Consider the following 13,753-nt stretch of genomic DNA (forward strand, 5'->3'; position numbering starts at 1 on the left):
CCCGGACGTGCTTTAATATCTACTTGCAGTTTGACAGGGTTGCGGACAAATAGAAATAGTTCGTGGTCGGTATTTTGGATCAGGGTTTCGCTGATATAATGACCGACACAACCACTGGCACCTGTGACAAGAATACGCATCAAACTAGGAATTAGAAATTAGAGGGCATTATACAAGATCGGTGACGGCTCCGCGAACTTAATTGTTGCGTGTAAGTTGCTAGCCGGATCGTTTTCTTGATTCTAAGATCCACTCACCATCCATTTAAGGATACCAAGGATGCGTTCGACTGGGGTAACTTGATATTCGTTCAGATCGAGCGTTAGATCTTTATTTTCAAGTTTGAGGAATTGCCACAACTTCCCGCTGGTAACGCAGCCATAGATGACCGAAATCGGCTTGTCTTCATTTGCATTAAATATTTGAGCAGCGACCATTGCAGCAGCACACTGCCAAGCCCACATCTAACTCTCCTTTTTTTGCTTCCACTAACATTACGATCGGAGCTTGAATTATAGATGAGATCGTAGATTTACTTAATAAGAAGTCACAAAAACCATTCAAGCCACGCTCTCGTTCGCATAGCGTCCCTGTAGGGGAATCGACATTAAACTCTTCACCTGAAAATAGTTGGATTGGGCTGTCGGCTAGTCGCAACAATTCAACTAAAATTGGACTGACTAATAACTCTGACTTGGCCTTTTCAGATTTTGCCCTCTGCGCCAAGGGCAAATATTGTGCAAAAATGTTTAAGAACTCTGGCTTTGGTGATACTGGCGGTAGGGATTCGCAAAAAGATGACTCGATGAGATTTAAGTCGAATTGACCGATCGCACCTTGTAAAGAAAAATTATTATACGCCATAAATTTAGTTTTCTCCTACTTTATAAAAGTATCCTCGATCGCGATCGAAAGATGGCGGCGGAGTTGGCGAATGATATCCAAATTACCATCCGCTGATTTGTCTATGCTCCTGGTAATCGATCGCGTCTGTCGCGGCGGTACTTACCAAACCGATAGTCTAGCGGGCGATCGAGTGGATGCAGACTATAATACTCTCGATCGACAAATCTAATTATAGAAGTAGCCGACTCTGTTAAACCAAAAAAATAGGTGGTCATCTGGTTGGTTGTGGCAATTTGGGCGTAGTGGCTGGTAGTGCCTTTAGTCCGCCCTACTGCCTTGCGTAAAGCGCGATAGGACTCCAATCGCTGAGTAGCTAACTTCCGCTCTGTGCGGCAAGCAAACCAGCGAGTTTTAGCCGCAATTACTGGTTCGCCGCCGAACACGATTAAGAGATGGAGCAACACTCCCAGTGCCGTCATAATTGCCACAAAGATCCAACTAAGTCGGCTGTCTGATTGGGAAAGATACATGGTGTAAGCAAAAACGGCTGATGGCAATACTGCCCAGCAGAACCCAGTGACATACCAAAAAATCACCCAGAAAGTTAGCAATCTGTCGAACGGATCTTCCCGCCTTACCAGTTTGGCAGCATGGATTAACTGAGCAAATTTAAACTCAGTTGCCATGTAGAAAAACGGAAACAAACAGGTTGACAGCAATAGCAACCAAACTGGTGCATCGGTTAGTAATAGCCGAATTAGATAGTCAGCCAAGCTGTGAAAAATCAGGAAATCGAGAAACAAGTTAGCCCAGATTGGGAGCAACAAGAACATGTCTGCGGCACCATCTTCCGCAGCACTGTGAAAATGCTGTTGATTGAGATCGTAATAAAGCCAGTAATTGGTATCGTTTGGGAGAAAAACATTCCAGCAATCGCTCAAATGGTTGAGTTCTTTTTCGACAGGCGATGCGGTGCGATCGAGATTATAATTATCGGTCATGATGCTTTACCCCTAAAATCTATTTATTTACCAGTAATAAATCGCACGGCACCTTCGATCGATTCATAAGGTTTGTTGCCGCCTAACAGGGGTTGTAGGATGCCAGCTCTACCCCCACTACTGACTAGTAATACCTGTGGATTACTAGCAAATTTGACTTGTTTGGGATTGTTTTGAGCAGTTTCCAATCCATCTGTAATCAGTAAGGCAACATTGCGGGGCGGTTGTCGCCAGTTGCCAGCCTCAGACAAATACAAATCGCCGCGCTCGATGGTGCCGACTACATCGGAAGCCTGACAATTGGCAGGCTGCGCTAGAACCTTGCTAATTTTGGTGGTAAATTCCGTGCTGTTTTGCTGTGCTTCCTGCTGCCGTGATGCCATTGCCTGTTGATACGAGCTGAGCTGCTGCTGGTAAACTTTAGCTTGAAGATCGTACTGTTTTTGCAATTTGGGCAATTCCAGCGGGTTTACCGTCCCCGATTTGGGCATTGGGGTGGGTGTTTGGGGTGCGAGTGGCGGTTCTGACAGGTAGAAGCTATTCAAGCGCACTGATGAGGTACAGACTTCGGCTACGCGAATTTCTCCACCTACTTTTTTGACTAATTCGAGCAGAGGTTGAAGGTTATCGAGTTTGAGAGTGGGGATTTTAGATGCACCGACGCTGAATGTCCGATCGATCGCCACATAAATCCGGACTGGCGACGAGATCGCTGGCGGCTGGGGATTAGCAGCCACTGAAATTGGGGGAGTGGAATTACAGCCTGTTAATCCCCACATCAAACCAAGGATCGATAGTAACTGGAGCTTCATAGATATTGGTTATTGATTGCATATTTTGAGGGTGGAAATCGGGGTTAATGTTATTTGTCGATCTGCAATTGCTGCCGGGAAAATCGGTCTGAGTTTTCTGATAAGATCGATGCCGCGATCGTCGGTAAAATCTGTACGATCCGATCGTAAGATATTGAAATATTCAAACCGATCGATCGACCATAATCGATCGGTATTTGCCAATGGGTAGCAAGCGTAAATGCCGGAGCTTCGCGATCCAACATTTGCATCAGCCGAATCCAGTAGTAGATATCTTCACTGTCTTCAGGACAGCAGCGAGCGCAGATTTTTTTTAACTGAATAGCACTACTTCGCACGATGATGTTCTTGACTGCTGATTCCATGTCGCACATCCTTGCTATTGTGTGTGCGACGATTCTAATGTCAGCATGAAGAGAAAATCTACCCCCATCTGTCGGTAGTATTTCGACAGGTGTCGTCTAAGCTGGGGAAATAAAGTTCCACCGCCATCTATGCCGATCTCGATGCCATTCGAGTTTGACGATTTCGGCTGGGGGATACCGCCTGTCTCCATTTTCTTGGAAGGCGATTTGTCCGGTGATGCCTTGAAATTGATGATGCCCTAGTTTGAAGTGTCGATGTATCTGTTCCAATAACGATCGAGAGTCGTCAATGTGCGGAAATTGCTGGAGCATCTGATAAATTAGCAGCACCGAATCAAAGGCTGTGGCACTCCGCCATGTCACTTTATTGGCATCCCACAGGCGACTGGCAAGGGTACAAAACTCCTGAGCGGTGAGCCGTTTGCTATTGCAGCCATTCGTGCTGCTATCCCAGTGCCAGGGCAAACAGGTGATAATGTGGGGCTGAAGATCGCCGTTGGTGGAGTCTTTGGGCACGAGAATCGAATTACTAAAATTTTGTTTGTACAAGGTAGCCGAACCAGCCAACACACACCGATCGAGATTTAATTGGCTCAATAATCCGGTGTTAGCTAAGAAATTTGGATCGATTCTTGCATCGATAATAATAATTACAACATCTATCTCTTCACTATTGATTTGCTCGACATAATTACGCGCTCTAATATCTTCTTCGTTTAGATATCCAAAGCGCAATAAGGTTTGAAAGCTAGCAGTTTTTTTTGCTAGTTCATGTTCGATCGCTTGCAGATAGGAGTTGCTGTAAATACTATTTTCAGCATAGATAATTGCCGTCTTTTTGAGCGCAGGCAAATGGGGGAAAGCTGCTGGGTCTGACAGAAAATCAACTAATTTAGCGGCATTAATGGTATCGATCGGCGGAATCCTAAAGAAGCCTAACCGATCGCCAATTTCCAGCGATGATAATTCAGTTGAGGTGCTGCTAGAATTGACGAGGACGATCCCAGCCTGAGCGTATACAGGTACGGCTCTTTTAGTTGCCTCGCTGGAATAATGTCCAATAATTGCGATTAAATTTAGTTCCGATCCTAATCTCGTTAGATTTTCGGCTGTCCGATCGTCGCCATCATATAGATTATTAATGTCGTTAACTATTAAGATTTTAATTGCAACTTTAGAGTCCAATAACGTGTCGAGTAATGGCGGTACGTTTGGATAATGTTCGGCTAATCCTAATTCATCAATCTGAACATTTACTTGTAACTGAATTTGCGCGATACCTTGCAAGGTTTCGGTTGCAATTTGACCCCGATCGTGATTAATTGGGACGACAACAGCGATCGTCCGCACGGGGATGTTTTTCTTAATTAGTCGCTGATGATTTCGGTCGATCGCACAGTTATTGATATAGATTAAGATTTCGGGACTGCCACTATGAAATATTTGTCTCCCACTCTCCCACGCTGCTAGAAAACAGCTTTGTGCTTGATACCACAAACCAGATTGATAAAATCTAGCAGCACTAATTTGGTCGTTACCAATTCGGCGATCGTATGGATATAAAAATACTTGTCTGCCAAAGCTAGCCTGAAAATTATCAGCATTGAGTTGTGCGGGAGGATGCAGTCGATATGCTCCGTCTGGATCGAGCAACCAATTGAGAATTAAAATCCAATTCCCGGTTACTTTCTTGCGATCCATATCCATCATTTCAGCTATTCTTTCATAAAAATAATTGCTGAGTCTATCCCTGATATAGAAAGGGCTTCGCGATATTATCCGAGCAATTCCATTACGTTCTTGACCTAATAAAGACGCACAAATAATCTGGCGATCGAGCGCATTTAAAGTATCCGATCCGGGCGATATTCTTTCTAAATCACGAAAAAATAGATCGATATCAATTCCTAATCTTTGATTGAGGCGATCGCATTCTGCACACATAATTACGTCCCCTTCAGAACATCTCACCTGTATTATACGCGATTGCCAAAATAAGACACTCCTGCCTACATAGTACTGAGGTTAGATCGAAGCCCCCAGCACCACGCGGAGCAAGATATGTCTGTTGCTTTAAGTTAGCTAAGGTAAGTTTTTGCCGCAACCTATATTGCTACAACTACTTTACTTTCAGCCTCAGCGAAGAGCGAGTCGGTGAATTCCCAATCGCGTTAGCAACCTGCATGTTATTGATATAATTAGTTAATTGAACCGTTGTGACTGGCGGAAGAGTCTTGAGACTAGTTTGAAATTCTAGATCGGATTTTTGAAAAACAACCTGCCGTTGAACCGAGTTAATTTTATTCCACTGAATCTTAGGATCGGCTTGGAGTCTGGCTAATCGATCGCGTCTGAGTTTGCTTATCTGTTTAATTTCAGGGATATAAGCTTCGAGATTTTGTCCCCATTGAATCCGCATTTGTTCGCGAAAATAATCACCACGTCGAATCCATTGACCATTTTTAAATGCTAGCCAATTTGTCGGTAATCTAGACAGTTCCTGTTTGGTATCGACAGGAATTTTGGCATATTCAGTAGTGAGTTTGGAGGCAATCGCATTTTTGAGCTTGGTGTCAGCGGTAGCGACAGATTTACCCATCACCTCATTAACCATAAAACACAAGACTTCTGCGCTCATGTCGCTAGTCATGCGAGTTAATGGTGGTTTTCCTGGTGCAAGCCAATTTTTGGGTGCAGCATCATAAAAAGACACCAACCACAAAGCATCTCCATCCCCATCGAGTACTTGCTGGCGGAGATTGGCAATAATCTTGGTTTGTAGTTGAGTTCGCTCGACGGGAGTACCACGCACGATTTGAGGTTCTAGCGCGATGGTTTGGGTAACAGTGTTTCTCAATCCCAAGTTAGTTACCCATTCTCGATTGAGTCGCTGCGAGATCTTTGCTTGCTGATTGGGGGTAAATTTGACTGCTAGTAACTGTGCGTAGAGATTGGTAAAGCTTTTAATCGTGACTGGAGTCAGGTTCGGGACGACAACTAGCGGTAAGTTATTCGTAGTTGCGGCTGGAGCGGTTGGGGGTGTAGCAGGATTAGCTGGGGTGACTTTACTGGGGGGACTATTTTGGACTGGTGGTAGAAATCTATTTTGAGGAGTCGAATTAGGTACGGTTTTGGCGGGAGTAGTTTTAGGGGGTGGGGTAACTGTAACCGCAGGTGTGGCGCTCCCGATGGTGAGACTGGTGACACACAATAGGGCAATAACGCCAGGATTCATGCTGCTTGGTTTCATAATATTTGCCTATCCCCGATATGAAGTTGTCACTAGTTCTAGTTCACCGATCGATTATACTCTGCGACGATCGTCTTACTTGGGAGACTGCGGATCGATCGCCCGATCCGCAGTCTCCAGGTAATTGTGGCTAGCTCCTAGTTTCGGACGCAAATTGGGGCGGATTGTTTCAATAGACTTTCTGCGGAAGTCAGGGGATAGGGGATAGGGGATAGGGGATAGGGAATAGGAAAAAGTGCGTTGGCTCAGCTTAGCATCCGCAATTCTCAATTCTCAATTCTCAATTAATTTAACGACCTAAAATTTCGCCGACTGTCTCTGGTTGGGAGAGGGATTTGACGGCAATTGCGGCGACCATTTGCGGGTCGAGATTTCCCCATTGGACGATCGTCGAGGGAATGCTGCTAGACTGAAGCTTAGCAGCTAAATCTGGGGCAAGTGGCATCGGCTCGATCGAGACTAATTGGGGCATTATTTGTCCGCCATAAGCAGAAATTGATTCGATTTCCAGCGAAAATAGACCGGGAATAAAGCGAGGATTTAAGGCGCGATCGTACTCAAATTTACTGAGCATCAATTGAAACGAACGGACTTGGGTCGTATCCAGTGGCGCGTCACTGACAGTTTTGGCTCGGAAAATCGGCACTAAATCTCTAAATGGTATTTGAATCGTCATCCATTCATTAGCAATCGTATCGAATGAATGAGCGTAGCCAATTCCATCCCAGGTGGATTCAGTTCGCACGAATAACTTATATCGCTGTCCGTCCCCTTTGACTCGTAGTTCGATGCCTTGATAGTTACTCAGCGATAGTGCTGGCTCGAAATTGCGAGTTCGCACCGAAGCAAAGCCACCAGAATTTTCGATCGAAACATTGCCACTGAAAACAGCAGCTCCCGTCCGCAAGCGAATACCACTTTCACTCACACCACCCATCACCACATCATCCACCGCTCCCCAGGTGGCTTGGAGATCGACTGTGGGGTGCGTAAAATCAAACAGTTCTAACCGACGATCCGATGGTAAACCAGCAGCAACCGCAGTTAAATTAGCTAAAATAGGTGCCGAAATCTCCTGATGCGGATCGTTGGGACAAATAATAATGGCGCGAACTCCCTGCATCAACCGATTGCTAAGGCTATCTTCAAGCCGATCGCTAAAATTTGCCTGCACAAATTCAACATTTGCGGGTACACTAAACGGTGTCAAGTTTAGATCCGAGATCGCCACCCGCACGCGATAACCACTCTTGAGCAATTGCCCAATTGTCAATTGTCCGATCTCGCCCAACCCACCAACCACCAAAACCACACCCACAGTTGTTCTCCCTCCATCAATAGTCGCTCGATTGCGATCTGTCGCGCCGCTCAGCCAGCGCTGGACATCGCTAACGACGGGAATCGCCCCAAAATAGTTCACAGTATTAAAAAATCTGCTGACATCCCATTTAGCCATGATGTTAATAATTTGGTAGTGGGTTAGTGACGATCGTTGCTAGGATTGGCGCATATATTGCTAATTATAACGAGTTTATTTTCTGAGCCTGTCAAAACTGCAACAGCGGCTCAGCCTATTTTCGCGCATCCCCAACATACTTATGATTCTTGCAGATAAAATCTTCCTTTATTTAGAAGATATCGAAAATCCGATCGGTAGAATCGTAAATTTACTGATTACCGGGCTGGTTTTAGTTTCTACCGGGATCTTCATCGCCGAAACTTATCCACTTCAGCCAGATATTCGATCGCTCCTTGGGAAGATCGATCTGATTATATTATCAATTTTTGCAGTTGAATATTCGCTCCGCCTCATCGCCGCCCCAAATAAATTCAAGTATCTCTTTAGCTTTTATTCGCTCATCGATCTAATTGCGATTTTACCAGTCCTGACTGGCATTACCGATGTGAGCTTCATCCGAATTTTACGCTGGTTTCGGATTTTGCGATTGCTCCGGTTTATTGAGGGTAAAGCGTTCTTGGGTAATCTCGATCGCGAGGATAGCTCGATCGTTACCCGGATTTTATTTACAATTTTCTCAATTATTTTTATCTATTCTGGCTTAATCTACCAAGTCGAGCATCCAGTCAATCCCAAGAATTTTGGGACGTTTTTTGATGCCGTATACTTTGCGGTAGTCACGATGACAACCGTGGGTTTTGGCGATATTACACCTACCTCTGACGTGGGAAAATTGATGACAGTGTTGATGATTTTGACGGGAATTGCCCTCATTCCCTGGCAATTAGGAGATCTAATTAAACAAGTAGCTAAAAGTGCTAATAAAGTAAATGCTATTTGTCCTAAATGTCAGCTATCAAGCCACGATTTAGATGCCAATTTTTGCAAACGTTGTGGTGTCAAATTGGGGTGAGGTGCAATTTAGCGATCTTGCCCTCACCCCCAGCCCCTCTGTCTTGTCGTTGTCTTGACGCACACAAACGGGAGGTTCCCTCCCGTTCGATGCGTCGCTTTTTTATTCGGGGGGAACCCTAGACATAAAAACGCCGCTCCCAAGCTTGGGAGCGATTCGCGCACGCCTTTGTTCCCCGACGGTTAAGCGAATCAGCGACGCGCTCATCACGGAGGTTCCCTCCAGGTCGAGCGCGTCAAGACAAGACAGAGGGGTTGGGGGTGAGGGCAAGATCTATGCTTCATACCCAAATGAAGCAACGCCGTACATACCTACTTATTTAACCATATGCCAATTCCCAATCACCTGAGTCTGTGGAGAAAGCATTGTGGGAGCGTGTCAGTCTGATTTGCGCCAATGCGACGATCGTCGGGATGATCCGACCATAATTAGTCGATATCGACCTCCAGCCCAGATCTGCAAAAAACCAGCCCCACATGGCTGGCCCTAAAATTGTAAATACACCTCTAACAGCCACCTGCTGGGTCGCTGAGAGCATCATGCCGCGTTTTGCCATATACAGAGAGATATAGCTCTGTAATTGGCTGGTAGCCGCCAATCCGCCCCGAATTAGAGTTTGCTTGGCGACTTCATAACTGGCAAAGTGGAAAGCAAATTGACGAGCGATTTGATGGAGTACTAAGGGTTTAATTACCGAACTCACCGCGATCGCGCTGCTACCTTTTAAAATCAGTTTGATCGGATCGTGCTGAATGTGTGCGGGTAATGGCTGGTCGAAGCGAGTATTTGCTAAGGATTTCTGGACTCTAATCGTTAGTAGATCCCGATCTCCAGATGGCAACTTGTGCCAATTTTTGCCCATCAAATGCAAAAAGACTTCTGATTCTAAGTCAGTTGTCGTCAGTTGGCTAGAATAAGGAATTTTCAGATACCGACATACTTGCACCAATGTCTGACGATAACTGACACCTTGAGTTCTGCCCTGTAAAACTGTAATCCCATCCGCCGCCAGAAAGCGAAACCGATCCTCGATCGAATCTAGCCAAATATCCCGATCCTGACTTTGGATCTCTACCAAGTCTGGCGTGCGGACGTAATCTAAGGGGTTGAACTTACGGCTGAAAAGAATCCTAGTTAATTGTTGTAGTTCGTCTTCAGTAGCCAACTCTAAAGCCGTTCGTAACTCATCCAAAGCAACTTCCTCCCACACTCTTGCCACCGATCCTATCACCTTACAGTGTACCGCACGATTTTAAAAAACAGTGTCCGGTTATCTAGGGACGTTTAATTTATGGAGGGTAGCTCTTTGATGGTCGCTTTGCGCTTGGTGATGTCTACATCGGCAATAAAGCGTTTGGCACCCGAAGTATAGATTACCAACCGTCGATCGAGTCCTTTGGGATAGACTAGCAATACTCGATCGATATCTTTGATGATCTCGGTATATTTTGCCCCCGAAACATCTGAAATCGCAATCTGCTTGCGATCCGAGCTGCTAAAAATTTTATCGCCGTTGGTATCAGTCAAGACCTGAAGGTGCCAAAGTGCGGCAACTGTTTTCAGCCCTTTTCCTTTAGTAGGACTATCGGGATTTGGGCGAACTGGGGTAGTAGTTGCACTGATTTGCTCCATCTGAAGCAATCGCGAACTGTTATTTGTCAGCAATTTACTTGCAGATAAATTGTCCCGATGAACGAACATATAATTCCGAATATCTACACCCTCACTGCGACCTTCATAGCTCTCAGATGCAGCGGATTTAATTTCTTTGATAATACTCCTTTGTTCTTGGGTCGCAACATAAATCGGCGCATATAAATAGGGCGTACCATCGATCTGCTGGAAGTCGGTCATCAAGACTTCTTGAGGCGCGGGTAATGGCGCGGGAGTAGTATTTGCGAGCGCTTGAGTGCTAGGAGTGGAGCTGGCTGGTGCCCTACTACAGCTTGATAACGTAGCGACAATACCGACTAAACCAATTAATTTCCACCATTGCTTAGAAATAAACACACTCTCACCACATCAAAAAGGATTGTTGAGCTAGTCTACAACTGGAGTGACGCTCATTCCAGAATTGTCTCCGCTCCCAAGCTTGGAAGCAGCTCGCGCTCGAGCGTGTCCTTTTACCGCAGGGTCTATAGTTTCTGCTGCGGAGAGTTCGATGACTGGGCTTGCGTTGCGTCTTGCTCGGTCGCTCGGCTCGATCGATTCAAGCGATAGACAAAGCAGTGCTTTCGATCGTGGCAGATCTTATCGTTGTTGAGTCAATGCAATCGCGTCTGCAACATTAATAGTGGGAAGTCCAGCTAATCCTGGCAAAATATTGGTACCAGCGTAGACAATCGGTAATTCGTCTGTTTGCCACACCCAAATTTGCTCTCGCTGAATATCAATCAGCCACGCTAGTTGAGTCCCATTAGTCAGGCAATGGAGAATTTTATTTTGGAGATCGAGGATGCTTTGGTCGGGCGATCTAATTTCAATTACCCAGTCAGGAGCACCTTCAAAAGGGCCATCGGATTGAGGAAGACGATCGATCTCGATGACCACAATATCGGGAACTGGTGAAATTGGCGAAATAATGCAGCGCAGTTCTTGGATCGCCTCGTAGCGAGTAGTGTTCTGGTTAATCCAGTTGACTAAGTTACGCTGAAGACGGGAATGATAGAGGGTGGGCATGACTTTCTGGCGGGCAGTGCCATTGATGAATTCCCATGCCGGAGAAGCCTCTATATTTGGCTGGGCAAGAAATTCACTAAGTGGTCTGGTAATGGTTGATGGCATTGCATCTGAATGGATGGTGACAGCAGATCTTCGGCTTATATTTTAACGTAAGTTTTGTAAGACTATCTGTAGCTGGAATCTAATTACCCGATATCAGTTAGGAAGATAATGTTGTAAATAAGCGATCGTTAATTGCTTTGTTTCAGCTAAAACTCGGTGTTGAAAATCACGATCGCCAGATAAAGCCAGAATATCCAGGGTACAGGCAACTTCGACACTAATTGTCGCGATTAACTCTCTATGACTTTGCTCTAAAGCTGGATTCCGCACCGCCAGATAAAGGTTTACTTTTTGAGCCAGTTCCCGATTGAATGCGGCATACATAGCAACTGTTGTCGGGATTAACCGCGATTGCACAAACATTTGCCGAAATGCCGGATTTGCACTCACAAACAAATCGAACCCATCTACTAGTTGGCTGACATAGATATCGAGCGGTAGCTGCATTACCTCCTCAGTATGAAGATCTGCCGATAGCTGTTTGAGTCGATCGAGATAGCGATCGAGCAAAGCATGAAAGATGGTGAGTTTATCTGGGAAGAAGCGATACAAGCCCCCAATCGAAGTATTTGCCCGTACCGCAATTTCATCGGTTGTGACAGAATCATAGCCAATCTCCACAAACAACTCAGCCGCTGCATCCAGAATCCGATCGAATCGCTGACGACTCCGTGCTTGCTGTGGTACGCGCCATAGTGGTGCTGGCGGCTCTTTCGTCATGATTTAGATCCTGGGTTGACAAAGACGAGATTTTCCTCGTATATTAAAAACGAGGTTTTATTCTCGTTCTAATATTCTACGTCTTTGATGGAGGAATTTATGAAAACTGCAACTCAATTGGGTATAGGTAAAGATCGCAATCAGATGAACTTACCGCTGTTCATTGGCTTGGGTGTATTGGCTTGGCTAATCGGGGTATTTTTCATCCGCTTTGCTGGCACGATGTTTTTTGTCGAAGGTAGTTTGTGGCTCGTCGGCTTATACCTGCTGACAATTCCAGTCGTAGGGCTGACGATAGAGAGTGTTGCGCGGATCGGCAAACTTTCTCGGCTCAAAACCTTGATGGCAATTGTAATTTTTAACTTTACAGCAACGCTTCTAGATGCTGTGGCAATCGCTTGGTTGCCGTCAATTTACGGTTTACCAGCTCCCGCAAATCTACTTGCAGCAGCATGGTTGCTATGGTTTGTAGGAATTTCTCTATATCTGAGTTTTATGATGGCACGTAGTGAAATCTTCGCGTCGGACTAACCCGATCTTGCGGTTAGAATTGCGATGGTACTTCGATCGATCGGGGTTAATTACCGCCAACAATTAGATCGATTTATCCACAAATCGATCTAATTGAGCTGCCTGCAAACATCCTGACATTACTCTAGAAATAGATGCAAACCACGATCGCCCTGTCATGTAGTTATAATAGTAATCACATCAAATCTCGCAAATGTATGGAAGTTAAACTCCGAAAAGTAGGAAATTCGATCGGTACTAGTTTTCCGAAGGAAGTTCTCGATCGCTTAGGATTAGTCGAGGGAGACACTCTGAACTTAGTGGTGACTGATGATGGCATCAAATTAGTCATTCACGATCCCAACTTTGATAAAGTGATGGCAGCCTATAAGCTCGGAGCTTCCCAGTATCGGAATGCCATGAGAGAGCTAGCAGATGGCTGACCCGATCTGGATTAGTGGCACGATTGCCCAGTTTATCCACGACGACCAAATTGCCGCGCATGGAGGAGTCTACGGATTACTAAATGCGGGGATGTTAGAGTCAGCACTAGGTAGACCGCAAAACCTCTATGCTTACGAGCAGGCGGATCTATTCTCTTTGGCAGCAGCCTATGGCTAAGGCATCGCCAAAAATCATGCTTTCATTGACGGTAACAAGCGCACCGCTTTTATGGTGATGTTTACCTTTCTACAGGTGAATGGCTGGCGGCTAATCGTACCAGAGCCAGAGGTGGTTGTGATGATGCAGCAGGTAGCAAATGGTATTGTCACCGAGTCTCTATTGGCAGATTGGCTGAGAGAAAATTCACAGGAGGCATAATTTTATCCATTACTCACTTCCTTGAAAACAGTCAGCAAAAAAGTATATTCCAAAGCGATATCTTTGAGATATTCATAACGTCCCGATGCGCCGCCATATCCAGAATCTAGATTGGTTTTGAGCAAGAGTAAATTAACGTCAGTTCGGGATAAGAAAGGGAAGAGGCATTAAGCTAGAAGGTATAACTATCAACGCTCTAGCACCTCTTCCTATGAATAGTTTAGACGCATTATTCTCGGATATTGATGATTTCTGTCAAAAATTTGAACCA

At 45.3% G+C, this 13,753-nt stretch carries 18 protein-coding genes and 1 pseudogene; 5 read left to right on the forward strand and 14 right to left on the reverse strand.

Features of this window, described 5'->3' with window-relative positions; translation table 11 throughout:
- From RMO52_RS10100 to RMO52_RS10140, 9 genes are all read right to left on the reverse strand, one after another.
- Nucleotides 1–140: NAD-dependent epimerase/dehydratase family protein (locus RMO52_RS10100; RefSeq protein ID WP_310413618.1), on the reverse strand; the 140-nt coding region annotated here is incomplete at its 3' end.
- 102 nt (nucleotides 141–242) lie between these two features.
- The gene (locus RMO52_RS10105) at nucleotides 243–464 is read right to left on the reverse strand and encodes a hypothetical protein (RefSeq protein WP_310413578.1); all 222 of its coding nucleotides are present in this window, start codon (nucleotides 462–464) and stop codon (nucleotides 243–245) included.
- A complete protein-coding gene (locus tag RMO52_RS10110) occupies nucleotides 415–864 on the reverse strand; it encodes a hypothetical protein (protein ID WP_310413580.1) in 450 nt (149 codons plus the stop codon). Before RMO52_RS10110 ends, RMO52_RS10105 begins: the two co-directional genes overlap by 50 nt.
- Before the next feature lie 101 nt (nucleotides 865–965).
- Nucleotides 966–1,847, reverse strand: a complete 882-nt coding sequence (locus tag RMO52_RS10115; RefSeq protein WP_310413583.1) for a hypothetical protein — start codon at nucleotides 1,845–1,847, stop codon at nucleotides 966–968.
- 23 nt (nucleotides 1,848–1,870) lie between these two features.
- Entirely contained in the window at nucleotides 1,871–2,659 is a 789-nt protein-coding gene (locus RMO52_RS10120) for a hypothetical protein (protein WP_310413585.1), read from the reverse strand.
- A gap of 50 nt (nucleotides 2,660–2,709) precedes the next feature.
- Nucleotides 2,710–3,024 carry a hypothetical protein gene (locus RMO52_RS10125; RefSeq protein WP_310413588.1) on the reverse strand — a complete coding sequence of 105 codons (315 nt, stop codon included), beginning with the start codon at nucleotides 3,022–3,024 and terminating at the stop codon, nucleotides 2,710–2,712.
- A 96-nt stretch (nucleotides 3,025–3,120) separates the two neighbouring features.
- Entirely contained in the window at nucleotides 3,121–4,995 is a 1,875-nt protein-coding gene (locus RMO52_RS10130) for an ABC transporter substrate-binding protein (protein WP_310413589.1), read from the reverse strand.
- Between the two features lie 148 nt (nucleotides 4,996–5,143).
- Nucleotides 5,144–6,274 carry a hypothetical protein gene (locus tag RMO52_RS10135; RefSeq protein ID WP_310413592.1) on the reverse strand — a complete coding sequence of 377 codons (1,131 nt, stop codon included), beginning with the start codon at nucleotides 6,272–6,274 and terminating at the stop codon, nucleotides 5,144–5,146.
- Nucleotides 6,275–6,563: 289 nt separating this feature from the next.
- Nucleotides 6,564–7,730, reverse strand: coding sequence for a CIA30 family protein (locus RMO52_RS10140; RefSeq protein WP_309745394.1), 1,167 nt, complete (start codon nucleotides 7,728–7,730; stop codon nucleotides 6,564–6,566).
- A 142-nt stretch (nucleotides 7,731–7,872) separates the two neighbouring features.
- Between RMO52_RS10140 and RMO52_RS10145 the strand changes: the two genes are divergently transcribed.
- Nucleotides 7,873–8,646 carry an ion transporter gene (locus RMO52_RS10145; RefSeq protein ID WP_309745392.1) on the forward strand — a complete coding sequence of 258 codons (774 nt, stop codon included), beginning with the start codon at nucleotides 7,873–7,875 and terminating at the stop codon, nucleotides 8,644–8,646.
- Nucleotides 8,647–8,965: 319 nt separating this feature from the next.
- Here RMO52_RS10145 and RMO52_RS10150 read toward each other — a convergent pair whose 3' ends face one another.
- The 4 genes from RMO52_RS10150 to RMO52_RS10165 form a co-directional block, all read right to left on the reverse strand.
- Nucleotides 8,966–9,838, reverse strand: a complete 873-nt coding sequence (locus RMO52_RS10150) for a YaaW family protein (protein WP_396134943.1) — start codon at nucleotides 9,836–9,838, stop codon at nucleotides 8,966–8,968.
- Nucleotides 9,839–9,930: 92 nt separating this feature from the next.
- On the reverse strand, nucleotides 9,931–10,656 hold the full coding sequence (locus RMO52_RS10155; protein ID WP_310413596.1) for a hypothetical protein: 726 nt from the start codon (nucleotides 10,654–10,656) through the stop codon (nucleotides 9,931–9,933).
- A 240-nt stretch (nucleotides 10,657–10,896) separates the two neighbouring features.
- Nucleotides 10,897–11,430, reverse strand: coding sequence for a Uma2 family endonuclease (locus tag RMO52_RS10160; RefSeq protein ID WP_310413599.1), 534 nt, complete (start codon nucleotides 11,428–11,430; stop codon nucleotides 10,897–10,899).
- Nucleotides 11,431–11,523: 93 nt separating this feature from the next.
- The gene (locus RMO52_RS10165; protein WP_310413603.1) at nucleotides 11,524–12,150 is read right to left on the reverse strand and encodes a TetR/AcrR family transcriptional regulator; all 627 of its coding nucleotides are present in this window, start codon (nucleotides 12,148–12,150) and stop codon (nucleotides 11,524–11,526) included.
- A 99-nt stretch (nucleotides 12,151–12,249) separates the two neighbouring features.
- On the opposite strand from RMO52_RS10165, the gene RMO52_RS10170 reads away from it, so the two are divergent.
- From RMO52_RS10170 to RMO52_RS10185, 4 genes are all read left to right on the forward strand, one after another.
- Complete coding sequence (locus RMO52_RS10170) at nucleotides 12,250–12,681, forward strand: hypothetical protein (RefSeq protein WP_310413606.1); 432 nt, start codon at nucleotides 12,250–12,252, stop codon at nucleotides 12,679–12,681.
- Nucleotides 12,682–12,815: 134 nt separating this feature from the next.
- On the forward strand, nucleotides 12,816–13,103 hold the full coding sequence (locus RMO52_RS10175) for an AbrB/MazE/SpoVT family DNA-binding domain-containing protein (protein WP_310413609.1): 288 nt from the start codon (nucleotides 12,816–12,818) through the stop codon (nucleotides 13,101–13,103).
- Nucleotides 13,096–13,281 (forward strand): hypothetical protein, encoded by a 186-nt coding sequence (locus RMO52_RS10180; protein WP_310413612.1) that lies wholly within the window; start codon nucleotides 13,096–13,098, stop codon nucleotides 13,279–13,281. The genes RMO52_RS10175 and RMO52_RS10180 overlap by 8 nt, the downstream gene beginning before the upstream one ends.
- Before the next feature lie 3 nt (nucleotides 13,282–13,284).
- Nucleotides 13,285–13,482 (forward strand): type II toxin-antitoxin system death-on-curing family toxin, encoded by a 198-nt coding sequence (locus RMO52_RS10185; RefSeq protein WP_310413621.1) that lies wholly within the window; start codon nucleotides 13,285–13,287, stop codon nucleotides 13,480–13,482.
- A gap of 2 nt (nucleotides 13,483–13,484) precedes the next feature.
- Here RMO52_RS10185 and RMO52_RS10190 read toward each other — a convergent pair.
- Nucleotides 13,485–13,631: pseudogene (locus tag RMO52_RS10190) on the reverse strand (hypothetical protein); the annotation flags it as partial.
- Between the last annotated feature and the right edge of the window lie 122 nt (nucleotides 13,632–13,753).

This window comes from Chamaesiphon sp. OTE_8_metabat_110, assembly GCF_031382685.1.
Taxonomy (GTDB): Bacteria; Cyanobacteriota; Cyanobacteriia; order Cyanobacteriales; family Chamaesiphonaceae; genus Chamaesiphon.